The 23,895-nt window shown below is 40.9% G+C and carries 28 protein-coding genes; 6 read left to right on the top strand and 22 right to left on the bottom strand.

Annotated features, from left to right (window positions below):
- Positions 1-7: 7 nt before the first annotated feature.
- Complete coding sequence (locus ACLOAU_RS20215) at positions 8-1,234, bottom strand: pyridoxal phosphate-dependent aminotransferase (protein ID WP_427863710.1); 1,227 nt, start codon at positions 1,232-1,234, stop codon at positions 8-10.
- 131 nt (positions 1,235-1,365) lie between these two features.
- The gene (hppD, locus tag ACLOAU_RS20210; RefSeq protein ID WP_427863709.1) at positions 1,366-2,496 is read right to left on the bottom strand and encodes a 4-hydroxyphenylpyruvate dioxygenase; all 1,131 of its coding nucleotides are present in this window, start codon (positions 2,494-2,496) and stop codon (positions 1,366-1,368) included.
- Between the two features lie 450 nt (positions 2,497-2,946).
- Between hppD and ACLOAU_RS20205 the strand changes: the two genes are divergently transcribed.
- Positions 2,947-4,104 carry a homogentisate 1,2-dioxygenase gene (locus tag ACLOAU_RS20205; RefSeq protein WP_427863708.1) on the top strand — a complete coding sequence of 386 codons (1,158 nt, stop codon included), beginning with the start codon at positions 2,947-2,949 and terminating at the stop codon, positions 4,102-4,104.
- A 62-nt stretch (positions 4,105-4,166) separates the two neighbouring features.
- Here the strand turns inward: ACLOAU_RS20205 and ACLOAU_RS20200 are convergent, their stop codons facing one another.
- Complete coding sequence (locus tag ACLOAU_RS20200) at positions 4,167-5,069, bottom strand: hypothetical protein (RefSeq protein WP_427863707.1); 903 nt, start codon at positions 5,067-5,069, stop codon at positions 4,167-4,169.
- Between the two features lie 143 nt (positions 5,070-5,212).
- On the opposite strand from ACLOAU_RS20200, the gene ACLOAU_RS20195 reads away from it, so the two are divergent.
- Together ACLOAU_RS20195 and ACLOAU_RS20190 are read left to right on the top strand one after the other, a co-directional pair.
- Positions 5,213-7,132 (top strand): SPFH domain-containing protein, encoded by a 1,920-nt coding sequence (locus ACLOAU_RS20195; RefSeq protein ID WP_427863706.1) that lies wholly within the window; start codon positions 5,213-5,215, stop codon positions 7,130-7,132.
- Between the two features lie 78 nt (positions 7,133-7,210).
- Complete coding sequence (locus ACLOAU_RS20190) at positions 7,211-7,828, top strand: carbonic anhydrase (protein WP_427863705.1); 618 nt, start codon at positions 7,211-7,213, stop codon at positions 7,826-7,828.
- A 32-nt stretch (positions 7,829-7,860) separates the two neighbouring features.
- Here ACLOAU_RS20190 and ACLOAU_RS20185 read toward each other — a convergent pair whose 3' ends face one another.
- A complete protein-coding gene (locus tag ACLOAU_RS20185; RefSeq protein WP_427863704.1) occupies positions 7,861-9,633 on the bottom strand; it encodes an aromatic amino acid hydroxylase in 1,773 nt (590 codons plus the stop codon).
- A gap of 121 nt (positions 9,634-9,754) precedes the next feature.
- Positions 9,755-10,162 carry an EVE domain-containing protein gene (locus tag ACLOAU_RS20180; RefSeq protein WP_427863703.1) on the bottom strand — a complete coding sequence of 136 codons (408 nt, stop codon included), beginning with the start codon at positions 10,160-10,162 and terminating at the stop codon, positions 9,755-9,757.
- 68 nt (positions 10,163-10,230) lie between these two features.
- On the opposite strand from ACLOAU_RS20180, the gene ACLOAU_RS20175 reads away from it, so the two are divergent.
- A complete protein-coding gene (locus ACLOAU_RS20175; protein WP_427863702.1) occupies positions 10,231-11,343 on the top strand; it encodes an NAD(P)/FAD-dependent oxidoreductase in 1,113 nt (370 codons plus the stop codon).
- A 79-nt stretch (positions 11,344-11,422) separates the two neighbouring features.
- On the top strand, positions 11,423-11,932 hold the full coding sequence (locus ACLOAU_RS20170; protein ID WP_427863701.1) for a DUF6265 family protein: 510 nt from the start codon (positions 11,423-11,425) through the stop codon (positions 11,930-11,932).
- A gap of 73 nt (positions 11,933-12,005) precedes the next feature.
- Here ACLOAU_RS20170 and ACLOAU_RS20165 read toward each other — a convergent pair whose 3' ends face one another.
- Positions 12,006-13,163 (bottom strand): galactokinase, encoded by a 1,158-nt coding sequence (locus ACLOAU_RS20165; protein WP_427863700.1) that lies wholly within the window; start codon positions 13,161-13,163, stop codon positions 12,006-12,008.
- Between the two features lie 32 nt (positions 13,164-13,195).
- On the opposite strand from ACLOAU_RS20165, the gene ACLOAU_RS20160 reads away from it, so the two are divergent.
- Positions 13,196-14,233, top strand: a complete 1,038-nt coding sequence (locus tag ACLOAU_RS20160; RefSeq protein WP_427863699.1) for an aldose epimerase family protein — start codon at positions 13,196-13,198, stop codon at positions 14,231-14,233.
- A 109-nt stretch (positions 14,234-14,342) separates the two neighbouring features.
- Here the strand turns inward: ACLOAU_RS20160 and ACLOAU_RS20155 are convergent, their stop codons facing one another.
- From ACLOAU_RS20155 to rplP, 16 genes are all read right to left on the bottom strand, one after another.
- The gene (locus tag ACLOAU_RS20155) at positions 14,343-15,545 is read right to left on the bottom strand and encodes a BaiN/RdsA family NAD(P)/FAD-dependent oxidoreductase (protein ID WP_427864306.1); all 1,203 of its coding nucleotides are present in this window, start codon (positions 15,543-15,545) and stop codon (positions 14,343-14,345) included.
- Positions 15,546-15,634: 89 nt separating this feature from the next.
- Positions 15,635-16,435 (bottom strand): type I methionyl aminopeptidase, encoded by an 801-nt coding sequence (gene map, locus ACLOAU_RS20150; RefSeq protein WP_427863698.1) that lies wholly within the window; start codon positions 16,433-16,435, stop codon positions 15,635-15,637.
- Between the two features lie 67 nt (positions 16,436-16,502).
- On the bottom strand, positions 16,503-17,843 hold the full coding sequence (secY, locus tag ACLOAU_RS20145; protein ID WP_240848581.1) for a preprotein translocase subunit SecY: 1,341 nt from the start codon (positions 17,841-17,843) through the stop codon (positions 16,503-16,505).
- A 148-nt stretch (positions 17,844-17,991) separates the two neighbouring features.
- Positions 17,992-18,441, bottom strand: coding sequence for a 50S ribosomal protein L15 (rplO, locus tag ACLOAU_RS20140; RefSeq protein WP_427863697.1), 450 nt, complete (start codon positions 18,439-18,441; stop codon positions 17,992-17,994).
- 125 nt (positions 18,442-18,566) lie between these two features.
- Complete coding sequence (gene rpmD / locus ACLOAU_RS20135) at positions 18,567-18,746, bottom strand: 50S ribosomal protein L30 (RefSeq protein ID WP_114790969.1); 180 nt, start codon at positions 18,744-18,746, stop codon at positions 18,567-18,569.
- Positions 18,747-18,828: 82 nt separating this feature from the next.
- The gene (gene rpsE / locus ACLOAU_RS20130) at positions 18,829-19,347 is read right to left on the bottom strand and encodes a 30S ribosomal protein S5 (protein ID WP_427863696.1); all 519 of its coding nucleotides are present in this window, start codon (positions 19,345-19,347) and stop codon (positions 18,829-18,831) included.
- A gap of 27 nt (positions 19,348-19,374) precedes the next feature.
- A complete protein-coding gene (gene rplR, locus ACLOAU_RS20125; RefSeq protein WP_427863695.1) occupies positions 19,375-19,731 on the bottom strand; it encodes a 50S ribosomal protein L18 in 357 nt (118 codons plus the stop codon).
- A gap of 87 nt (positions 19,732-19,818) precedes the next feature.
- Entirely contained in the window at positions 19,819-20,373 is a 555-nt protein-coding gene (rplF, locus tag ACLOAU_RS20120) for a 50S ribosomal protein L6 (RefSeq protein ID WP_427863694.1), read from the bottom strand.
- 150 nt (positions 20,374-20,523) lie between these two features.
- Complete coding sequence (gene rpsH, locus ACLOAU_RS20115) at positions 20,524-20,922, bottom strand: 30S ribosomal protein S8 (protein ID WP_427863693.1); 399 nt, start codon at positions 20,920-20,922, stop codon at positions 20,524-20,526.
- Positions 20,923-21,025: 103 nt separating this feature from the next.
- Positions 21,026-21,295 (bottom strand): 30S ribosomal protein S14, encoded by a 270-nt coding sequence (rpsN, locus tag ACLOAU_RS20110; protein ID WP_114790703.1) that lies wholly within the window; start codon positions 21,293-21,295, stop codon positions 21,026-21,028.
- A 23-nt stretch (positions 21,296-21,318) separates the two neighbouring features.
- Positions 21,319-21,894, bottom strand: coding sequence for a 50S ribosomal protein L5 (gene rplE, locus ACLOAU_RS20105; protein WP_240848577.1), 576 nt, complete (start codon positions 21,892-21,894; stop codon positions 21,319-21,321).
- A 51-nt stretch (positions 21,895-21,945) separates the two neighbouring features.
- Positions 21,946-22,281 (bottom strand): 50S ribosomal protein L24, encoded by a 336-nt coding sequence (gene rplX / locus ACLOAU_RS20100; RefSeq protein WP_114790701.1) that lies wholly within the window; start codon positions 22,279-22,281, stop codon positions 21,946-21,948.
- 108 nt (positions 22,282-22,389) lie between these two features.
- A complete protein-coding gene (gene rplN, locus ACLOAU_RS20095) occupies positions 22,390-22,758 on the bottom strand; it encodes a 50S ribosomal protein L14 (RefSeq protein ID WP_114790700.1) in 369 nt (122 codons plus the stop codon).
- Positions 22,759-22,900: 142 nt separating this feature from the next.
- The gene (gene rpsQ / locus ACLOAU_RS20090) at positions 22,901-23,158 is read right to left on the bottom strand and encodes a 30S ribosomal protein S17 (protein WP_114790699.1); all 258 of its coding nucleotides are present in this window, start codon (positions 23,156-23,158) and stop codon (positions 22,901-22,903) included.
- 32 nt (positions 23,159-23,190) lie between these two features.
- Positions 23,191-23,406, bottom strand: coding sequence for a 50S ribosomal protein L29 (gene rpmC / locus ACLOAU_RS20085; RefSeq protein ID WP_114790698.1), 216 nt, complete (start codon positions 23,404-23,406; stop codon positions 23,191-23,193).
- A 24-nt stretch (positions 23,407-23,430) separates the two neighbouring features.
- Positions 23,431-23,853 (bottom strand): 50S ribosomal protein L16, encoded by a 423-nt coding sequence (gene rplP, locus ACLOAU_RS20080; RefSeq protein WP_114790697.1) that lies wholly within the window; start codon positions 23,851-23,853, stop codon positions 23,431-23,433.
- Positions 23,854-23,895: the final 42 nt, after the last annotated feature.

The raw sequence follows: 23,895 nt of genomic DNA, 5'->3' as shown, positions 1-23,895 counted from the left end.
GAGTGTTTTAATGAGCCATTTCTATTTTTTGCATCAATACTTTTCTAAACCTCTGCAAAATTGCAGCAATATCTTCCAGCTTACAGGTACCCACACTCAACCTGAACCATTGATCGGCTTTTTTTGCACCAAAGGCCGAAAATGGTATCACGGCAATACCCTCATTCAACAGCTCGTTAAAAATATCGCCGGGGATGTCTATTTTTACAGTAAGGTAAATGGATGCCTGCGGAGCTATTATTTCAACCGGAAGCCCTTCCTGCCTTAGTGCCATCAAGCCATCGTAAAAACCGTCGAGACGACGGGCGATCTTTCGTTTAAAGTTATGCAGATATTCTTCTACACCAGGTAAATCGTTAAAGAAAACGGCCAATGCTTTTTGCTCAGCCATGGGTGCCCATGCCCCCACATGACTTAAGATCGTTTTCATTTTATTGATTATTTGTTGCGGACCATACCCCCAACCCACACGTACACCGGTAGCTGCAAAATTTTTACTTACGGCATCTGTAAAAATGGTATAATCTTTCATAGCCGGACAAACAGAAACCGGGTCTACATGCTGTGCTGAGTCCTGTACCAACAGGTTGTAAATGTGATCATACAACACATACAGTTTCTTTTCACCATTTCCTCTCCTGCTATTTTCTTCAACAATCATATCTCCTATTGATTTCATCTGCTCCTGTGTATAGCAGGTGCCCGTTGGATTCTGGGGTGAGCATAAGGCCAGCAAAACAGCGTCTTTTAAATGCGGGCGGATATCCTCGGCAGTCAGCATAAAATTATTATCTACCGAAGTTTCTATAGCACAACCCTGTGCGCCGCTCAACTGCACATAGTAATGATTGTTCCATGAGGGAACGGGATAAATTACTTTATCACCTTTGTCGACAATGGTTTGATAAGCCGCAAAAATCAGCGGCCTTCCTCCGGATGCTACCAGTATCTCAGCAGGTGCATAATACAGGTTCTGAAAATGACGTATAAATATTGATAGCTGCTCTCTCAAATCTGCATTGCCCTCGGGAGCCGGGTAATTGGTTTGCTTATTTTGATAAGCGTCTATAATAGCGTTTTCAAGTAACTGAGGTATAGGGAACAGGGAGGGTAAAAAGTCACCAATGGTCAGGTTATAGATCTGCTCCCCGTTATTGATACGTTCCCTGATGGCATTACCTATGGCCAATGGCGCCGGGGCCGGCATCGTTTCTGCTAATTGTGAAAGTTTCATGAATGAAAAATGTCAAATATTTAATAGATCATTGTTAATGGATCATTGTTTATAGATTGCGGTACAGAACAGGCTAAAGCTGCCCCATCAACTGATCAACCGGTCAACTGATTAACCCGTCAACTTGCCAGCTACAAATTCCCCCTTGCCTCCTGCTCCCTTTCAATAGCTTCAAACAAAGCTTTAAAGTTTCCTTTACCGAAGCTCTTTGCTCCTTTACGCTGTATGATCTCGAAAAACAAAGTAGGGCGGTCTTCAACAGGTTTTGTGAAGATCTGTAACAGGTAACCTTCATCATCCCTATCCACTAAAATTCCTAATTCTTTTAAAGGCAAAAGATCTTCATCAATCTCACCTACTCTATCCAGCAATGTATCATAATAAGATTCAGGCACTTTTAAAAATTCAACACCGCGGTTTTGCAGCTCCGTAACGGTTTCTATAATATTATTGGTAGCCAGCGCGGCATGTTGTACGCCTTCACCATTATAAAAGTCAAGGTATTCTTCGATCTGGGATTTCTTTTTTCCTTCGGCGGGTTCATTGATAGGAAATTTAACAAAGCCGTTACCGCTACTCATTACCTTACTCATCAATGCCGAGTACTCCGTAGAAATATCACTATCATCAAAGGAAATGATATTGCGAAAGCCCATTACTTCTTCGTAGAACCTTACCCACTCATTCATTTTATTCCAGCCTACATTACCTACGCAATGGTCCACATATAGCAAACCAGTCTCTGCCGGATTATAAGAGGATTCCCATTTTTTATAACCAGGTAAAAAAGCACCGCTGTAATTTTTGCGTTCGATAAAAAGATGTACCGTGTCTCCGTAAGTATGTATGCCGCTCATCACTACCTCTCCGTCCTCATCTGTCAGGTGCACAGGCTCCATAAAGCTCTTACCACCTCTCTGCGTGGTTTGCGTCCATGCATCTGTAGCATCTTGCACTCTTAATGCCAGCATCTTTACACCATCGCCATGACGGGCAACATGTGCACTTATCTCGTTATCGCCTTTAAGCGAGGTAGTAAAAACAAGCGTAAGTTTATTTTGTCGAACCGCGTAACTGGCCCGGTCTTTCACACCGGTTTCGGGCCCTGAATAGGCAAGCGACTGAAACCCGAATGTAGTTTTATAAAAATGAGCAGCCTGTTTGGCATTGCCTACATAAAATTCTATATAATCGGTGCCCTCAAGCGGCAAGAAATCAACAACATCAGCCACAGCTTGCGCTGACTGTAATGCATTAGACATAACAAATTTTTTAATCGTTAAAAAGAAAAAACAGAAAAAGGAAATTCCTTTACAGGAAAATTACGTAAATAGGTTAGATACGGTGATCAGTAGCAAGGGCCTCAACAAGCAATACGTAGTTTACGCGCTTGTCCGTAAAAATTTTATATGGATAATCCGGCCTCATCGGTAACGCAAAGATAGTTATTTTTTTAATGCAACAATTTTATCTGTAATTTTAAAGTGGTAATGATGTAATGCGTTGCTCATAAAAAGTACTTTACAAACGATGCCATACTTTAGAAATTTCACTTACTGGATTGATAAAAGAAAATGGAAGTACTGTTTTCTCCTGGCCACATTGGCTATGGCCCGATGAGCCGAAATGTATAATACTCCTATTGAATAGGAATGTAAAACAAAACTGCTCTTCATTTTACATTCCAAATTTTACATTTTAAATTATGGTACATGGCTCATTATTATACGTTGGGAAAAATTCCTCATAAACGTCACACACAATTCAGAAAGCCTGATGGTTCATTATATAGTGAACAGCTATTTTCGACAGAAGGTTTTAGCGATGACTACTCATTGCTATACCATTGCCACCCTCCTACGCAAATTATCAAAACCGAACCCCAGGTAGATGTAAGCCCACGGATAGCAGAAGAAAAAATGTTGCAGCACCGGAGCTTTGAAGGATTTAATATAAAGCCGGCAGCAGATTTTTTACATAGCCGGATACCTGTTTTAGTAAACAATGATTGTCATATTGTACTGGCTGCCCCCCAGCAAAGTATGCGGGATTATTTTTATAAAAATACCGATGCAGATGAGCTCATCTTTATACATGAGGGAAGTGGCATCGTGCATACCCAATATGGTGAATTACCTTTTGGTTACGGCGATTATATTATACTGCCACGTGGCACTATTTACCAGATATCTTTTACCGATGAGAACAATCGCTTATTCATCGTAGAATCCTTTACGCCTTTACGTTTTCCCAAAAGATATATGAGTCGCTTTGGGCAATTGATGGAACATGCCCCTTACTGTGAACGCGATATACGTCCGCCACAGGATCTGCAAACATTTGATGAGAAGGGAGACTTCATGATCAGGGCCAAGAAAAAAGGAATGTTATACAGGCTACATTATGGTACACATCCTTTTGACGTGGTAGGCTGGGATGGCTGCTGTTATCCTTACATTTTTTCCATTCATGACTTCGAACCCATTACCGGTCGCATACACCAACCACCTCCCGTACATCAAACTTTTGAAACCAATGCCTTTGTGGTATGCTCTTTTGTGCCGAGGCTATTCGATTACCATCCCTTGGCCATTCCAGCACCCTACAACCATAGTAATATTGACAGTGATGAGGTGATTTACTATGTAGACGGAGATTTTATGAGTCGCAAACATGTAACCAGGGGAATGATAACCCTGCACCCCGCAGGTATCCCGCATGGCCCACATCCGGGTGCTGTTGAAAAAAGTATCGGGGCCAGGGAGACCAAAGAACTGGCGGTAATGGTTGATACTTTTCGCCCGCTGATGCTCACCCAACAGGCACGTGATATAGAGAATGACAATTACGTAATGAGCTGGGCAGAATAAGCGTATTCTATATTTGGCAAAAGGCTCCGCTATTTCGGAGCCTTTTATATGCGTATTAACGGTTATCGATAATTGATCCGGTTCTCTCCCGTATCCTTTAAATAGGCTGTTACGTTTGCTGGCAACTCATTACTTTCTACCGGAAAACTAATGGAATCTGCTACGAAATTTTTACCATTTCTTACTTTTTGAAAGATCTCGAACAGGGCGATAGGTTCCTGGTTGAAACTGATACAAGTACTTATGAAATGTAATTCGTTTAATTTATAATGAGGCTGCTTCAGCTTTTCATTAATGTCTTTTAACCGGGATATAAAATGCCTTTGTCTTATAAAAGTATTACTATTCATAATTATGAAAACATAATCTGCATAGGCGGTTACCTTTCCGTAATACTTATGATTATCGCCGCCGCTACGTTCGACTAAATATTCGCCAGATGACTCTGCCTTATAAATTTCCAGTGCTGAACGCCAGATACGTTCCTCATGCATTTTACCGGGGTCATCAGGTAAGTTACGGTTGTAAGAATACCAATACCCAACCAGCTCATCCAACAGCTTGGTATTCTCAACCGCTTTAGGTATACTTATTTTTAAATCGTTAAAGCCAAAGGCTTCGGTATGAGAGTTAATGAATTCTATATAATGCTCGTATCCCAACAACTGGACCATATTATTTAATTTTCCAAGGTTAGGTTTGCCAATACCGGTAAGACTTTTTTTCTCAGCGTACTTCCGTAGCTTCCCCAAAACCAGGTGTTCATATAAATAATTAGTTCCAAAAAGCCCGGAGCTCTGCCGGATCTTCTGTTGCTTTGCCCTTCGCATCCATAACTTATTTAACTCTTCTGCAACAGCTAACCATTCAGTCTTGGACACGTCTTTCCATGAAACCTTTTTTAAAAAATGAGAAGCCAGATAATTCATCAGCTTTTCCAGGTGAGATATGTCTTCCTTTTTCATACAAATTTCAGTTATCGATAAGACTAAAATAAGACTTTAATATGATCTAATACGACTTTTATAAGACTTTTCTATTGAAGGCTCAGGCGAAGTTCGTGTAAGAATTAAAAACAAACTATTTATTAAACTAAAAAACACATCTTATGACTTTACAAAATTATTTCACGCAGTACTGGTGGGTTACGGTCATTTTTGCGCTGCTCTTTTACAAGTTAATCCTTCGCTTTCTTTTGGGTATGGTGATTGTACCTGAAAATAAGCTGGGTTTGGTAACTAAAAAATTTGTGCTGCTTGGCCGCTACCGTAAACTACCCGACGGACGCATTATTGCTATTAATGGTGAGGCCGGCTACCAGGCAGCTACGCTGGCACCCGGATTATATTGGAGCATGTGGCCCTGGCAGTACCGGGTAACTATGGAACAATTTACCATCATACCGGAAGGGAAAATTGGATTGATACTTGCGAACGATGGTATTGAAATTCCTACTGGCTCTATCCTGGCAAGAAAAGTAGATTCAGACAATTTCCAGGATGCCGAAAAGTTCCTGAGAAACGAAGGACAGAAAGGAAGACAAACTGCTTATATCACTGCCGGCACCTACCGTATCAACACACTCGCATTTACAGTAACTATTGCAGATATGGTAATGATTGAAGAGAACATGGTAGGTATTGTAACTACGCTTGATGGCCGCCCTATTGAAAGCGGGCAAATTGCCGGCCGTACGATTGAGGGACATAACAACTTTCAGGACATTGATACCTTTCTACAAAATGGTGGCTGCCGGGGTTTGCAGCCGGCAATTATTCTGGCCGGAAGCTATAACCTGAATCCCTGGGCAGTACAGGTTGAAGAAATTCCTATGACCGATGTACCTATAGGTTTTGTAGGTGTGGTAATCAGCTATATTGGTGATGACGGCAAAGACCTTACGGGAGAACATTTCAGACATGGCAATATTGTAAGTAAAGGCCATCGCGGCGTGTGGATAGACGCTTACGGCCCCGGCAAATATGCTATCAATAAATATACCATGAAGCTGGAGCTGGTGCCTACCACAAACCTGGTACTAAACTGGGCCAATGCCCGGAACGAATCGCACCAGCTGGACAAAAACCTAAGCACAATTACAGTACGTTCTAAAGACGGGTTCCCCTTTAACCTGGATGTGTCACAAATCATTCATATACCCGCATCAGAAGCGCCGAAAGTAATTGCGCGCTTCGGCAGCATGAGCAACCTGGTAAGCCAGGTACTGGAACCCACCATTGGCAATTACTTTCGTAACTCAGCACAAGACAGTGATGTGATCAGTTTCCTGAGCACTCGAAAGGAAAGACAACAATCAGCCAAAGAACATATCAAGACCGTGCTGGATGATTATAACGTGAATGCCGTAGATACCTTAATCGGTGATATACTACCACCCGAAGCATTAATGAAAACCCTTACCGACAGGAAAATAGCAGAGGAAGAACAAAAAACCTACCAGATACAAAAGATGGCGCAGGAACAACGCCAGGGTATGGAAAAAGAAACGGCTATTGCCGATATGCAGAAAGAAATTGTAAAAGCACAGCAAAGCGTGGAAATAGCACAGCGCACCGCAGATGCCTTTGTTAAAAAAGCAGAAGGCGATGCCAACAGCCTGAAACTACAGGTAGACGCAGAAGCCGCCGCCATTAAAATGAGGGCTAATGCTGAAGCGGAAGCTACAAAAGCGAGAGCGGGTGCGCAGGCTGAAGCTACCAAACTGAACGCAACAGCAGATGCTGAACGCATCAGTAAAACAGGTTTGGCAGAAGCGGAAAAAACAGAAGCAATAGGGAACGCTACTGCACATGCCTATGAACAACAGGTTAAAGCTATGGGTGGTGATAACTTCACCCGTTATAAGATAACCGAAGAAATCAGTAAAGGGGGTATAAAGATCATTCCTGATTTAATTGTAAATGGCAGTGGTAATACAGATGGTGGTTTAAGCGGGTTAATGGGCATGCAGCTTATACAAATGATGCAGGAAAAGAAAAAGGATGAAGCCTCAACAAGCGAAATGTAAACACCTGGTAAATGATATGAACCAGTCTAATCCTGATCCAACCTCAAACTCCTATTTGTCTTCGTAAAAAATAAACAGATGAAAAATACAGGTTTCAAAAAAGACATAACACCTGAGCAAGCGCTGTACTTACTTAAAAAAGGACATGAACGTTTTAAAAATAATCAATCTCAGATACAGGGTTTATTTCAAAAAGCAAATGCAGTTAATCAAAATCCTTCACCTTTCGCGGCCGTTCTAACCTGTATGGATTCCCGTACAACTCCCGAGCTGATTTTTGACCAGGGCATTGGGCATATTTTCACACTGCGCCTGGCCGGAAATGTAGCCACACAGCCCATCTTAGGCTCACTGGAATATACTGTTGCTATGGCCCGTATTAAATTGATTTTGGTGATGGGCCACACCTGTTGCGCTGCAGTAAAAGCGGCCTGTAATTTTACGGGAACGGAAAATCTATATACCTTATTAAACGACATACAAACATGTATTCCCAGCGAACTTACTGAAGTAAGTGACCGAACCGGGGAAAATCAATCCTTTGTAGATAAGGTAGCGCTTCTGCATGTTAAACAGGCTGCCCGCCAACTGGAAGAGCGAAGCAGCATTATACGGCAACATGTATACACCAATACCATTAAAATTGTTCCGGCTATGTACAATGTATCAACTGGCATAGTTACCTTTTATCATTGATATGCTGGCCGGCTATGTATTTTTTAGTCACACTATAACTCAGTATGTACTCCCGGCAGGATTGAAATCTGGTTCATCGTATTTAAACCATCATTGATAAGTTTCGCTAATTCAGGCTTAACAGTTTTCAGTTGCTGAAGATAGTCCTCTACTTCAAATCTTAAATCATCCAACAGGGGTTGATCTTGTACCAGCTCCAGTATTTCAATAGCACAAAGCCAGTCATGCGGGTGATTAGCTTTTATTTTTGCCCATACATTTACCAGGTCACTCTTCATAGCGTTTCCTTCTCTTATATTGCGCACCTGTTGATACAATTGATGCAGTGTAAGTTGTTCATCGCTGTAAGAAGATACCGGCATTTCTTTGGGCAGCAGGGTTACCTGTTCAAAAGCATCCTTATCAGCAGCACCTGCGAATACCGAAATGATCTTTTCACCAACAGCCATATCATATCGTCCCCATGTTGGCTCAAACAATACCTGTCCTGTAGCTGTATCTTTCACTTCACATTCCGTAAAGCGGATCAATATAATTTTATCATTATTCAAAAGGATATCACCCACCACTCCTTTAACTTCCAGGCCATTGGTAAAATGTAATACGGCCGGCTGTCCCTCTTCAATACCCAGGCTTTTCAGATCGCTGATAGTACACGTTTCTATCGGTTTATCTGTATTTATTAATTTGCCCACAGGCGATCCAAAGCCCGCTTTATGATAAGCTTTTCCATAGCCTTCGAGTTCTTTGTTATCAACGGCCAATGCAGTTGCCCCCTTTGTTTGTATATACGCAAGGTGCTCCTCTTTCCTGTTTCCAACAAACACACCCGAAACCTGCAATCCGGAGCTATAAACTGCAGTACAGGTCATTCCGCATTCAATAGCTCTTCTCAAGCCCAAGGCGCCTCCCGTCCTGTAAGAAAGAGAGTCAGCAAATTCGTCGAGCACAGTTACCAGGTTCTCAAAGTTTGGTGTAACAAATAATTGAGGTTGCGGTTGTGTGATATCATAAGCATAATTAACTGCATCTAGTGTGTAGATAATCTTCTTTACATCCGGCTTCATACAAGTTACACTCTCACCTATCGAAGAAAGAAGCCCCGCGCCATAAATCTTATAATGATCCAGATCGCCAATTAAACCGTACTCCACCGTCCACCAATGTAAGCGCGCCAGCAAAGCCATTTCCGAGGGCTGCCCCATATTCGCCTGAATGTGCAGTAATTCCTCTTCGGCCTGTTTAATCAAATCGGCACCCGTTCCGGCCAGTTCTTTCAGCACAGCCAGTTTCCGGATCGCTTCAAATAATTCATGATCTTTTTTTGAGCTCATGGCTTTTGTGCCCACTTCTCCCGTAAACTGAAGATACCGGGCATATTCCGGTTCGCCTATAATGGGCGCATGCCCGGCAGATTCATGAATAATATCAGGAGCAGGTGTATATTCAATATGTTCAATTTGTCGTATGTCGGCAGCTATAATCAATACCCGGTAAGCCTGAAACTCCATAAAAGCCTGTGAGGGTATGAAACCATTTACCGTAACCGCCCCCCAACCAATCTGCTTTAAATGATCGTTCATTGTTTGCAGATCGGGAATATGCTCAATGGTCAGGCCGGCTTTCTTAAGTCCGGGTATATAAGGGTAATAGGCAACATCCTTTAGATAGTTATAGTTCTGCCGCATCACATAACGCCAAACCGCGTGATCTACAGGCGTATAGTGATGATAATGCTGCGGCACAATATATTGCCGCAAATGACGGGGTAACCTATCTATTATTACGTTATTATAATTGTTCATACAGCACCGGAAAGTGCAATATTAAACAAAAACTAACAACTGTAAGTTTAATGAAATTTTATTAGATAATTGGCAGACTCGTTTTAAGGCTCATAATACCAATTATCTAACCAGCTAATGTCTATTCACCCGACATCTTCAATACCAGGTCCCACTCTTCAGGTTTTACAGACTGGGTAGATAATCTTCCCAGACGTACCAGGTCCATATCCGCTAATTTAGGCTCGGCTTTTATTTGAGCCAACGTTACCGGGTTCTTTAACTTTTTATGAGGGGCTACCTCAACCGCTACCCATCGGTCATCATCAGTAGTGGGATCCTGGAAGGCTTCTGTAGCAATCTTTGCAATACCCACAATTTCTACACCTTCATTGCTATGGTAGAAAAAAGCCAGGTCCCCTTTTTTCATGGCCCTTAAATTCAATCTTGCCGCATAATTGCGCACACCATCCCATACGGTTTTCTTGTCCTTTACTAACTGGTCCCAACTATATTTAAACGGTTCTGATTTGATCAACCAATAAGCCATGATAAAATAATAAATATTGAATGAAAAATATTAAATGATAAATTTATGCTCATAAAAGTAGAAATCATTTGCAACAATTAAGCATTTGGGAAGCAGAAACATTTTATGCTCCGCAGGATATTGTAATCGTTGGCGCAGGCTTTAGTGGTTTGTGGACAGCGCTGCACCTGAAGCAAAAATATCCCTCTAAGAAAATAACCGTTATCGAACGGGGCGCTACACCGGCCGGCGCTTCGGGCCGCAATGCCGGATTCGCCTGTTTTGGCAGTCTTACCGAAATATTATCCGATATCGAAACGATGGGGGCAGATAAGGCATTGCAATTGATTAACTGGCGTTTTGAAGGGTTAAAAATCATTCGTCAACATTTTAATGATATCGAATTTGACTATCATAACACAGGGGGCTATGAACTATTAACTAACGATGGTCCTATTGAAAAATTAAGCTATGTTAATGGCCTGCTTTACAATATCACGAATGCCACCGAGACCTTTGTTCAAAAAGATGGTTATATAGATGAATGGGGCTTTGCCAATGTCACACATGTGTTAGAGAACCGTTTTGAGGGAGCGCTACATCCGGGAAAGTTGTTGAATGCTTTATTGCATAAGGTAATTGCAATGGATGTTCAGGTAATGTTTGGAACGGAGTTAAAAAGCTTTGACGAGAGTAATGATGATATAAAGTTGCATATAAGTGATAAAAGAACCTTATCGGCACAACAGCTGGTATTTTGCACAAATGCCTTTACCAAATCCCTTTTGCCGGAAATAGCAGTAGTGCCCGCACGAGGACAGGTGCTGTTAACCGAGCCTATTCCAGGTTTAAAATTAAATGGTGTTTTTCACTACAACGAAGGCTTTTATTATTTCAGGAACCTGGATGAAAGGATCCTGTTAGGCGGTGCACGCAACACTTCTATTGAAACCGAGTATACACTGGATGCATTCACAACATTACCCATACAGCAGGCGCTGGAAGATTTTTTAAGCAAGGTGGTATTACCCGGTCAGCGGGTGGCTATTCAACAACGCTGGGCGGGCATTATGGCTATGGGACCAGACAAGTCGCCCGTTTTGAAGCAATTGACCGAGCGCAGTTTTTGCAGCGTACGATTGAGTGGGATGGGTGTGGCGCTGGCGCCAATGATGGGAAAAATGCTTGCAGAAATGATGTAAACAAACTACCAGGTCTTAAGAGTGTATCCGAACCAGTAAATAGTACGATTATTTAATTCAATTCAACTTATAGCTTTATATGAATCTAAAACTACCATTGATGATAAGCGTTGTTGCCTGTGTGCTTTCTTGCAATAACGCACCAAAAGAAAAAGCCATGCCGGCCCAAGCCGATCCATACGAGAAGCTGGATAGTATTTCGTGGCTATTAGGCGCCTGGACAGACAGTTCGAAAATGGGTAAAGCAACTGAAACCTGGCATAGAGAAAATGATTCTACTTATTTCGCAGAAAGTTTTATTGTGTCTCGGAAAGACACCATTTTTTATGAACAGGCAAAACTGGAGCAAAGAAATCAGGAGATACAGCTGGTTGTTAAAACCAAAGGGCAGAATGATAACGAGGCGGTGAGTTTTAAATTAAGGTCTGGCAATGCTGAAGCCCTTGTTTTCGGAAATCCTCAGCATGATTTCCCTACCCAAATAACTTATACCAAAATCGGAAGTGACTCTTTGTACGCTGAAATTTCCGGCCTCGCTAAGGGCCAGGAAAGAAAAGTTGGATTTCCTTTTAAAAAGATAGCTCAATAAAAACCTGATTCAAATAATAAGGGCTGCAGCTATTAAGTTGATGCTGCAGCCCCTTACAATAAAGTGGAATAATTTATACAATGGTTCTCACACCTTCTGCTATTACAGAAGAGAATACACCAGGTTGGTACCCTACTTTTTCGTTATAATATTGTGTTAGCTGTTCTCCAAAATCATCAAAGCTATCCTTCTTAACCAAGGCAATAGCACAGCCGCCAAAGCCAGCGCCGGTCATACGGGCACCTATACAGTCGTCAAAGGTTTTACAAAAATCTACAATGGTATCCAGTTCTATACCCGACACTTCGTACAGGCTTTGTAGTGAGGCATGCGACGCGTACATTAATTCACCGAAACGTTTAATATCGCCTGACACTAGGGCCTGTCTCGCATCTTTTACCCGCTGGTCTTCGGATATCACATGCAATGCGCGGTTTTCTACGGTGGTATCATTGATAAGAGCCCGATGTTTATTAAAGTCTTCAATGCTCACTTCGCACAAATGGTCTACAGACAATACCTGCTGCAACTGCTTTAAAGCAGTTCTGCATTCATTAAATCGTTCATTGTATTTTGATTCTACGAGCTTTCGCGGTTTGTTGGTATTAACAATTGCCAGTACATAATCGCCAATTTCAAAAGGCAGGTATTCATAACCGAGGGTATCACAATTCAGCAATACTGCGTTGGAATCCTTACCCATAGCCACCGCAAACTGGTCCATAATGCCACTGTTTAACCCCATAAAATCGTTCTCTACACGCTTGCCCAATAAAGCCAGCTCTACCTTGCTCATGCCACCGTTGAACAACTCATTTAACGCGTGCGCGGTCAATACTTCGATCGATGCAGAAGATGAAAGGCCTGAACCTATTGGTAAATTGCCGCTAAAAAGAAAATCGAGGCCACTCAACTCAATACCAGCCTGTGTGAATTCGTGGATTACCCCTACCGGATAATTAAACCACTCGTATCCGGTTTTGCTATAGCTGCTTTGCTGAGCTACATCAGTAGTTTCAGGGAAATCGACGGCACGGAATCTAAAGATATTATCATCATTTTTAGCCACCAGCAATGTGGTTCCCATAGTAATCGCACAAGGCATTACCATGCCTCCGTTATAATCTATATGTTCGCCAATAAGGTTTACACGGCCAGGGCAAAAGAAAATATGTTGAGCAGGTTTGTTAAAATTCTTTTCAAATTCAAGTTTCAGGTTATCGATAGTCATGTCAATTCTATATTTTTATGTAAAATAAATGTATGGTTGAAATATCAGAACAACAGCATGGCAAACATCCAAATGGGAAAGACATTTTTGTTTATTCTTTAAAAAACGATGCAGGAACCATTGTACAAATAACAAACTATGGCGCCATCATCATGGCGATAAAAATAAAGAAATCCGACAACACTTACAATGATATTGTTTTGGGCTTCGATGAACCCGCTCGGTATTGGAGCGAAGAGTATTTGACCAACTATCCTTACTTTGGTGCTGTAATTGGCCGCTACGGCAACCGGATTGATAAAGCGTCCATTACCATAGACGGAACCGATTACAACCTTAACAGCAGCAGTCCGGGCTTCCAGCTGCATGGTGGCGTAGAAGGTTTTGATAAAAAAGTATGGGAGCGCATTCCCTCTTTAGCCAATGACCTGGTGCTTCAATATATAAGCCCAGATGGTGAAGAAGGCTTTCCCGGCGAGCTTACAACACAAATACTTTTCAGGCTTAACGACAACAATGAATTGAGCTATGAATTGAAAGCAATAACTACAAAGCCTACTGCTGTCAACATCACGCACCATAGTTATTTTAATTTAAATAATGGAGAGGGCGATATTCAGGAGCATCATCTTAAAATTAATGCCAGCAATTACCTGGAGCAGGATTCCAACTATTGCACTACAGGTAAGGTATTAAGCGTAGCCAATACCAGGAATGATTTCAGAGACTTTAACCAGACAGGTAACATTGAAAACCCGGAAAACGGGATAGATATCAGCTTTCCGTTAGATAACCCATCGCTGGAAAATGTGGCTGCAGAAGCTTATTCAGATGACCAGGATATCAAATTGCAGGTTTTTACTACGGAGCCATTGGTACACCTGTATAACGCTGTAGGCGCACCTGTTATAACCGGTAAAAACGGAACCCAGTATCAACCATTTTCAGGCTTTTGTTATGAAACACAAAAGCATCCTAATGCCATAAGAGTGGAAGGATTTCCAGATACTATATTAAGGCCGGGGGAGCAGTATTATACAAAGACGGTATATAGAATCACCAGGAAATAGGAAGCTGGTTATTCTTAGAGATACAAAGGAACCAGCGGGTAGCTATTCATGACTTTTAAATTGAAGCCAGGTAATGTATTTGTACAAGCCTGGCTTTTTCGTTGCTATACTACATACCTGCTATTGTATGTGCTGCCACCCACCCTGTGCTCCAGGCATTTTGAAAGTTATACCCACCGGTGATGCCGTCCACATCAATTACTTCTCCGGCAAAAAAAAGATTAGGTAGCTTTTTGCTCATCATAGTATTCGAATCGATTTCATCTAAAGTGATACCACCTGCCGTTACAAACTCCTCTTTAAAAGTGGTTTTACCTTTTACTGAAAAAAGATAATTAGTTAGTTTTTTAACGAGTTCATTTTGTGGCTTGGCCTGCAAATCGGCGCGGCGGCTGGTTTCAGGAACATTGCATTCTTTTAGAAAAAACTCCCATAATCGTTGTGGCAAACCGAAGGGATTTTTATGATATAGCTGTACGGAGCCGTTATCATTACGTAGCTGCAGGAACTTCTCTTTCAATGTTTGTTCATTATACTCCGGTAGCCAGTTAATGATAGCCTCAAATTCCCAGTTCTTTTCAGCCAACTCTCTGGCAGCATAAGCACTTAGCTTCAACACACCCGGACCACTTAATCCCCAGTGGGTAATCAGTACCGGCCCCAGTTGCTGCAGTTTACTGCCGGTAATCTTAACCAAAGCATTGGGAACACTCACACCCATTAACTGAGTGATAGGGTGCCTGGGTAGGTTAAAAGTGAACAGTGATGGGACTGGTTTCGAAAAGCTGTGTCCTGTTTGTGTCAACCAGTCAAACATCGAAGCCTTGGGAAATCCACCGGTAGCAATACATACATAAGAAGCTGCCAGTTCTTCGTTATTAGCCGTTAAAAGCCGGAAGCCATCCTCAAGTTTTTCGATACTTTTAATATCGCAATGCATTCTGATCTGAACATTATATTGATCCGCCTGTCTTAACAGGCAATCGATAATTGTTTGAGAAGAGTCAGTAACGGGAAACATACGTCCATCTGCCTCAGCTTTTAACCCAACGCCGCGTTCTTTAAACCAATCTATTGTATCATGAGTAAAAAACCGGTGGAAAAGCTTCTTTACAAAATTGCCACCCCTCGGGTAACGCTTTGACATCTCAACTTTGTCGAAACAGGCATGGGTTACATTGCACCGGCCGCCGCCACTTACCTTAACCTTGGATAGTAATTTATTGGAACGCTCTGCAATAGTAACCCTTAATGCAGGATTTATTCTTGCTGCATTTACAGCGCAGAAAAAACCTGCAGCACCGCCACCTATTACTATTAAAGATTTATGGTTTATGATTTGAGATTTAAGGTTCGCTACTGACCTAATGCAGCTATTCGACCATTGTCTATGGACTTACACTACCCGCAAACAAATAAATTAGGATTATTCCTTTCCGCCTCTTCAATAGGTGCATAATTGGAAAGTATGTCTGCCTTATCTTTTCTCACACATACATCGTGCTCAAAATGCACAGACGGCTTACCATCTTTTGTGCGGATGGTCCACCCGTCAGATTCAGTAAAGACATCCTTCTTACCCATATTGATCATAGGCTCAATAGCCAATACCATTCCCGACTTTAGTTTCTTTCCACTACCCCGCTTGCCATAGTTAGGCACCTGTGGATCTTCATGCATACTCTGCCCCAATCCATGACCTACCAATTCCCTTACCACACCATAGCCATGTTTTTTCTCTGTATGCTCCTGGATAGCAAAAGCCAGGTCGCCAATAAAATTACCGCTAACCGCTTTTTCAATGCCTTTATAAAGCGACTCCTTAGTTACTCTCACCAATTGTTGCACGTCTTCTGCTACTTCGCCTATTACAAAAGTATAGGCATGATCACCATGCCATTTATTGAGAATGATTCCTACGTCTATAGAAACAACATCTCCCTCCTTTAATTCGTTCTTGTTGGGAAATCCATGTACTACTACATCATTTACAGAAATGCAGGAATTAAAAGGATATCCATGATAGTTTAAAAAAGACGGAACACCGTTATGATCTTTAATATAGCTTCCTATAAACTCATCTAAAGACAAAGTGGTGATACCAGGTTTTAAAATTTTCGCCACCTCGGTTAAGGTCTGGCTTACCATTAATGCGCTTTTGCGCATCAGCTCTACCTGTTCATCTGTTTTGATAATAATCATAGCCTGCAAAGTTCATAAAAAAACCCGGTAAAACCGGGTTTGTATTTTAATAAATTAGATGTACTGGTTAAATCTGTACAGCAGAACTGGTTTGTCTGCCCTGGATACGACCACCTTTCATCAATCCATCGTATTGACGCATCATCAACTGAGTTTCGATCTGCTGAAGTGTGTCTAAAACAACACCCACCATAATCAATAATGATGTACCACCGAAGAACATGGAGAAGGCCTGAGTCATTCCAAACAATAACTGGATCAAACCTGGAAGAATACCAATAAAGGCAAGCATTACTGCTCCCGGGAAGGTAATTCTGTCCATGATACTACCGATATAGTCTGTAGTAGGTTGTCCAGGCTTTACACCCGGAATAAATCCATTATTCTGCTTCAGATTATCAGAGATCTGCTTAGGATTAAAGATCAACGCAGTGTAAAGGAAGGTAAAGCCGATTACTACCACAGAGTAGATCAGCATATACCAGCCACTGGTATGATCAGTAAACATCCGTCCCAGATCTCCGCCATTTTTACCCAAAGTAAATAAAGTAGGAATAAATAAAATAGCCTGAGCAAAGATGATTGGCATAACACCCGCACTGTTCACCTTTAAAGGTAAAAACTGGCGTGCACCACCAAACTGCCGGTTACCTACTATTTGCTTCGCATAGTTAACAGGTACTTTTCTTACCGCCTGGATCAATAATATACAGCCCATGTTAATGGCAATGTATACTGCGATCTCGATGATAAAAATAAGAATGTCACCGGTACGCTGAGAACGGAAGGAAAGCTCCTGGGCAAATGCCTGTGGCAAACGCGCAAGGATACCCATCATAATGATCAGTGAAGTACCATTTCCTAAACCTTTATCAGTTATTTTTTCACCTAACCACATCACAAATAAAGTGCCTGCAGTTAACACTACAACTGTAGTAAGAGTGAAATAAGCAGCATTAAAACCAGGAACGATAGCCGGCCCTGAAGTTTGACGTAAATAAGCTACGTATGCAAAAGCCTGCACTATAGTAACCAATACAGTTATATAACGCGTTAGTTGGTTGATCTTTTTACGACCACTCTCTCCTTCTTTCTGCATTTTCTGGAAAGTTGGTACCAAAACCGTCATTAACTGCACAAAAATAGATGCAGTGATGTAAGGCATGATACCTAATGCAAAAATGGATGCCATATTAAAGGCACCACCGGCAAAAGTATTGATCAGATCCAGGATACCGTTCTGAGACTGAGATTTACTCAGTTGTTCTAAAGCAATTGGATTGATTCCAGGTAAAGTGATATGCGCACCCAACCTGTAAACAGCTACAAGCAATAAAGTGAAAAGAATCTTACTCCTTAACTCTTCAATGCTCCAGATATTCTTTAATGTTTGTATAAATTTTTTCACCTGATTTCTCTTGAATATTTTTTATTGATACCTGGTCTCCGAAAGAGTCCTGTGGACAAGAGAAACTTCGAAGAAGTTTCTTCTTACATAAACAATCGTCAAAATCAAATGACGCACCCGACCGGTGCGTCAAATATATTTATCGGAATTAATTTAAAATCTCGATAGTTCCCCCAGCTGCTTCAATAAGAGATTTAGCTTTTTCGCTTATTGCATGCACTTTGAAACTGAACTTACCTTTTAATTCGCCGGTTCCCAGAACTTTAACCTTGTCAGTTTTAGCTACGGCACCTATTTCATACAAGCTATCAAAAGTAAACTCTGTTAAGCCGTACACTTCAGCGTAATGATCAAACTGACCTACGTTGAATACTTTGTAAGAGATCTTGTTAGGGTTTTTGAATCCTCTTTTAGGAACACGACGCTGAATTGGCATCTGACCACCTTCGTGAGCCATTTTACTTTTGTAACCAGCACGGCTTTGACCACCCTTGTTACCTTTTGTAGATGTACCACCATAGCCACTACCTTCACCACGGCCAATTCTTTTCTCTTTGTGAGTAGAACCTTTTGCAGGTCTTAATTCATGTAATTTCATTATATGCTTTTTTTAAACTTACGCCTCAAAGCCGAGGCTCGCTTCTTAAAATGATAAATGTAGAATTTTAAGGATGCAAATGTATAACACTTACACTTCAAATTCTACATTTACTATGGAAAATATTAGATTTCTTCTACTTTCAGCATGTGTTCTACCTTACGGATCATACCGAGCACCTGCGGAGTAGCTTCAACTTCTTTACTGCTATTAGTTTTGTTCAAACCCAAAGCCTGCAAAGTCAGCTTTTGTCTTTCCGGGCGGTCGATCGGGCTTTTTACCAATGTTATTTTTACTTTTTTCATTGCGAGTATGTTTGAGGTTCAAAGTTGAATATTTAAAGTTGTTACAAAACATTAAACTTTAAACATCTAACTTCAAACATTTTTAACCTTGAAATACTTTCTTTAAACCCAAGTTGCGCGTTTTAGCGATAGTTACCGGCTCACGTAACATAGCTAAAGCTTTAAAGGTAGCTTTTACCACGTTGTGAGGGTTAGCAGAACCTAAAGATTTTGCTAATACATCGTGTACACCAGCAGCTTCTAAAACAGCACGCATAGAGCCTCCTGCGATTACTCCGGTACCTGGTGTAGCAGGCAAGATCATTACTTTAGCTGCGCCTTCTTTGCACCACTGGTTATGAGGAATAGTACCTTTCAAAATAGGAACTTTGATCAGGTTCTTTTTGGCATCTTCAATACCCTTTGTAATAGCTTCCTGAACCTCTTTGGCTTTACCCAAACCATGGCCTACAACACCATTACCATCGCCTACTACTACTAAAGCTGAAAAACTAAAAGCACGGCCACCTTTTGTAGTTTTTACCACACGGTTAATAGCTACCACCTTGTCTTTTAACTCAAGATCGTTTGCTTTTACTTTGTTGTACGTAACTGTTGACATTATATCTATTTAGAATTATAGTATTTATTAAAATTGAAGACCGCCCTCTCTTGCACCTTCAGCCACTGCTTTAACACGGCCATGGTACAAATATCCACCACGATCAAAAACCACCTCTTTAACGTCCAACTCACCAGCTTTACGTGCAAGAGCTGCACCTACTAATTTGCTTTTATCGCTTTTAGTACCGCTTTGAGCTTTGATATCTTTATCTTTTGAAGAAGCTGCAGCAATAGTTACACCCTTGCTGTCATCAATCAACTGAGCATAGATATCAGTATTGCTGCGAAATATAGCTAGTCTTGGCTTTTGCGCAGTACCACTGATTTTTCTACGAATAGTGTGGCGAATTTTTAGTCTTCTTAATGATTTTACGTTTGACATCTTTTTATATTTTTTTCCTGATGCTGCCAGGAATATTTTAGAGTTTAAAGTTCAAGGTTTACCATTGAACTTTAAACATTAAATGATTTATTTACCAGCCGATTTACCAGCTTTCTTCCTTACAATCTCACCAACAAAGCGAACACCTTTTCCTTTGTAAGGCTCTGGCTTACGCAGGCTGCGGATCTTAGCACATACCGCTCCTACTAATTGCTTATCGCTGCCAGAGATAGTAATAATCGGGTTCTGGCCTTTCAGTTGTTCTGTAGCCAGTGTAAGCTCGCTCGGAACTTCTACCAGGATATTGTGAGAATAACCTAAAGAAAGATCTAACAGGTTACCCTGGTTGGTAGCTTTATAACCCACGCCCACTAATTCCAGTTTTTTCTCAAAGCCTTCAGTTACACCCTGAACCAGGTTGGCCAATAAAGCGCGGTATAAACCGTGCTGGGCACGATGCTGGATCTGGTCAGAAGGACGGCTTACTGTAAGCTGACCGTCTTTCACTTCTACCTTAATTTCAGGATTAATGGCTTGCTTCAGCTCACCCTTTTTCCCTTTTACAGTAACTACGTTATCGCTACTCACTTGCACTGTTACGCCATCCGGAACAGTGATGATTTTTTTTCCTATACGTGACATAATTTCTTTTTGAAAATTATTATTAATAGTTTGAAAATGTAGATTGACCGTGTTCAGTTTCCGTATAGACAACTTAGATTGTCACTCAATTTTATTTTTAGAGATAACCTGAAACCATTTTCTACATTCCAGGTCATCTTGCATTTACAATTAGTAAATGTAGCAAAGAACTTCGCCGCCTACGTTTTGAGCTTTAGCTTCTTTATCTGTCATTACTCCTTTAGAAGTAGACAGGATAGCTACACCCAAACCGTTTTTCACTCTGCGAATTTCAGCAGGTTTTGCGTATTGACGCAGACCGGGACGGCTTACTCTTTCCAGGCTCTGGATAGCAGGCTGTTTAGTATCTGCATCATATTTCAACGCGATTTTAATAACGCCTTGTTTGCTGTCGTCCTCAAATTTGTACTTAAGGATATAACCTTGTTTGTACAGGATTTCAGTCATGCGTTTTTTAAGGTTAGATGCAGGAATATCAACCACACGGTGACCCGCCATTTGCGCGTTACGTATTCTCGTTAAGAAATCTGCTATTGGATCTGTTACCATAATCTATATTTAAGACCTGTCTGCCGACAGGCAGGTTGTAGATTTAATATTTATTTATTGGTCGGTAAATATTAAATAATCAATATTCAATATTCGAAATCAATTACCAGCTGGCTTTTTTAAGTCCTGGAATTTTCCCGTTCAAAGCCATGTCTCTCAAAGCAACCCTGGAAATACCAAAGTAGCGAACATAACCTTTAGGGCGACCAGTAAGCTGGCAACGGTTTTTAAGACGTACTTTAGATGAGTTCTTAGGAAGCTTATCTAAAGCGGCATAATCACCGGCTTGTTTCAACTCTTCTCTTTTAGCCGCATACTGCTCAACTAATTTTTCCCTTTTTAGCTGACGGGCTTTTATTGAAGTTTTTGCCATTTTGTATTATTCAGTTTTATTAATTACTCAGCGTTTCTTTTAATATTTTTGAAAGGCATGCCTAATTCTTTCAACAGTTCGTAAGCTTCCTCATCAGTTTGAGCTGTAGTTACGAAAGTAATATCCATACCAGTGATCTTGTTTACTTTGTCAATATCAATTTCAGGGAAAATGATTTGCTCAGTAACACCCATAGTATAGTTACCACGGCCGTCGAAAGACTTTTCGTTGATACCTTTAAAATCACGTACACGAGGCAGTGCCACAGAAATCAACCTGTCTAAAAACTCGTACATTTTTTCTCCGCGCAAAGTTACCCTTGCACCGATAGGCATAGCCTTACGAAGTTTAAAGTTAGAGATATCTTTTTTGGACTGTGTGATTACCGCTTTCTGGCCAGTGATAGTTGTCAGTTCATCAACTGCAACATCAACCAGTTTTTTATCGGTAACAGCACCGTTTACACCGCGGTTTACGCAAATTTTTTCAAGCTTGGGAGCCTGCATTACACTTTTGTAAGCAAACTTTTTAACCAAAGCAGGCGCTACTTCGCTTTTATATTTTGTTGCCAACCTTGGAGTATATGTATTTGTGCTCATGATCTTTTTGTTGTTTTAATCGATATAATCCTGCCTTGCGACAGAGACGGATTAAATTTTTTCACCGGATTTTTTAAATACGCGGGCAGTTTTACCATTTTCGCGCTCACGTCTTACTTTAGATGGTGCTTTTGCTTTGGCATCCCATAACATAACGTTGCTGATATTAATAGGAGCTTCGCTTTTAACGATACCACCTTTAGTGTTTTGTGCAGAAGGTTTGGTATGACGTGTTTTAATGTTAACACCTTCTACCAATACTTTACCTTCGTCTACCAATACTTCTTTTACTAGGCGTGGTTTGGTTCTATCCTTATCTGCACCAGTAATCACAACCACCTGGTCGCCTTTTTTAATGTTGTACTTGGGTTTAAATCTGTTGCTCATTTTAAATTAATTTGCTAATGTGATAATGAGCCGATTTAGCCGATTATACACATAAAATTTATTTATCTTCATTAGCACATTAGCACATTGGCTAATTAGCTAATTATTTTATAATACCTCAGGTGCTAATGATACAATCTTCATGTATCCTTTATCACGCAATTCCCTGGCTACCGGGCCAAAAATACGTGTACCTCTTGGTTCGTCTGCCGCGTTCAATATCACTACTGCATTATCATCAAAACGGATATAAGAACCATCTTTACGGCGTAATTTGTTAGTAGTACGTACAATAACGGCTTTCGCAACTGTACCTTTTTTAATACCGGCTGCAGGCATTGCGTCTTTAACGGTAACTACTATTTTATCGCCAATTCTTGCATAACGCTGGCCGCTGTTGCCTAATACACGAATACAAAGTACTTCCTTCGCGCCGCTGTTATCTGCTACATTTAACCTGCTTTCTTGCTGTATCATTTTTTAGATTTTAGATGTTCGATTTTAGATGTTAGATGAAGTACTTTATCCAAAATCATCTTCTTTACAATATATTACTAAAGTTTAGTAGTGTATTTTATGATAAAAGTCTCAATACTAATATCTCAATACTAAATTCTAATTACTTCACTTTTTCTACCACTTCAACCAGTCTCCAACGCTTTAACTTGCTCAGCGGACGGGTTTCCATAATTTTAACGGTATCACCAATGCTGCACTCGTTTTTCTCATCGTGTGCGTGAAACTTGGTTGTTTTTTTCAAAAACTTACCGTAGATAGGGTGCTTAACTTTTCTTTCAATAGCAACAGTTATGGTTTTCTCCATCTTATTGCTGGTAACAACCCCTATTCTTGTTTTTCTTAAATTTCTTTCAGACATTTTTAATAATTTGTCGTTTGACGTATTGACTTTTATGCTTGCTCAACCGCTGTTTTCTGGCTGATAAGAGTTTGGATGCGCGCAATGTCCTGGCGCAGGCTGCGAATAGACATTGGGTTTTCAAGCGGAGTGATTGCATGAGCAAATTCCAGCTTTTTTAACCTTTGTTTAGATTGCTCCAATTGCACTTTCAAGTCTTCTACACTCAATCCTTTAACGCTATCTAAGAATTCTTTCTTTTTTGACATGACTTTATTTTTGAGAATGGCGAATTAATTAGTAACTAAATCTCTGCGCATTGTAAACTTCGTCTTAATTGGTAGTTTACCTGAAGCCAATTGTAATGCTCTGCGCGCAACTTCTTCACTAACACCATCTACTTCGAATATGATACGGCCTGGCTGTACTACAGCTGCCCAATACTCAAGGTTACCTTTACCTTTACCCATACGAACCTCTGCAGGTTTGTTAGTAATAGGTTTATCAGGAAATATGCGAATCCATACATTACCTTCCCTTTTCATGCTACGGGTAAGTGCCTGACGAGCTGCCTCGATCTGACGATCGGTAATCCAATGAGAGTCTAACGCTTTTAAAGCATAGGAACCAAAAGATATAGTAGTACCTCTTTTAGCGTCGCCTTTCATGCGACCTTTCTGCATTTTCCTGTGCTTTGTTCTCTTCGGTTGTAACATTGCTTATTTAATTTGCTAATGTGATAATTTGCTAATGAGCCA

The organism is Paraniabella aurantiaca, from assembly GCF_050309965.1.
Lineage (GTDB): Bacteria > Bacteroidota > Bacteroidia > Chitinophagales > Chitinophagaceae > Niabella.
Note: the sequence above shows the minus strand (reverse complement) of the source record. Positions and strands in the feature narration are given on the sequence as shown.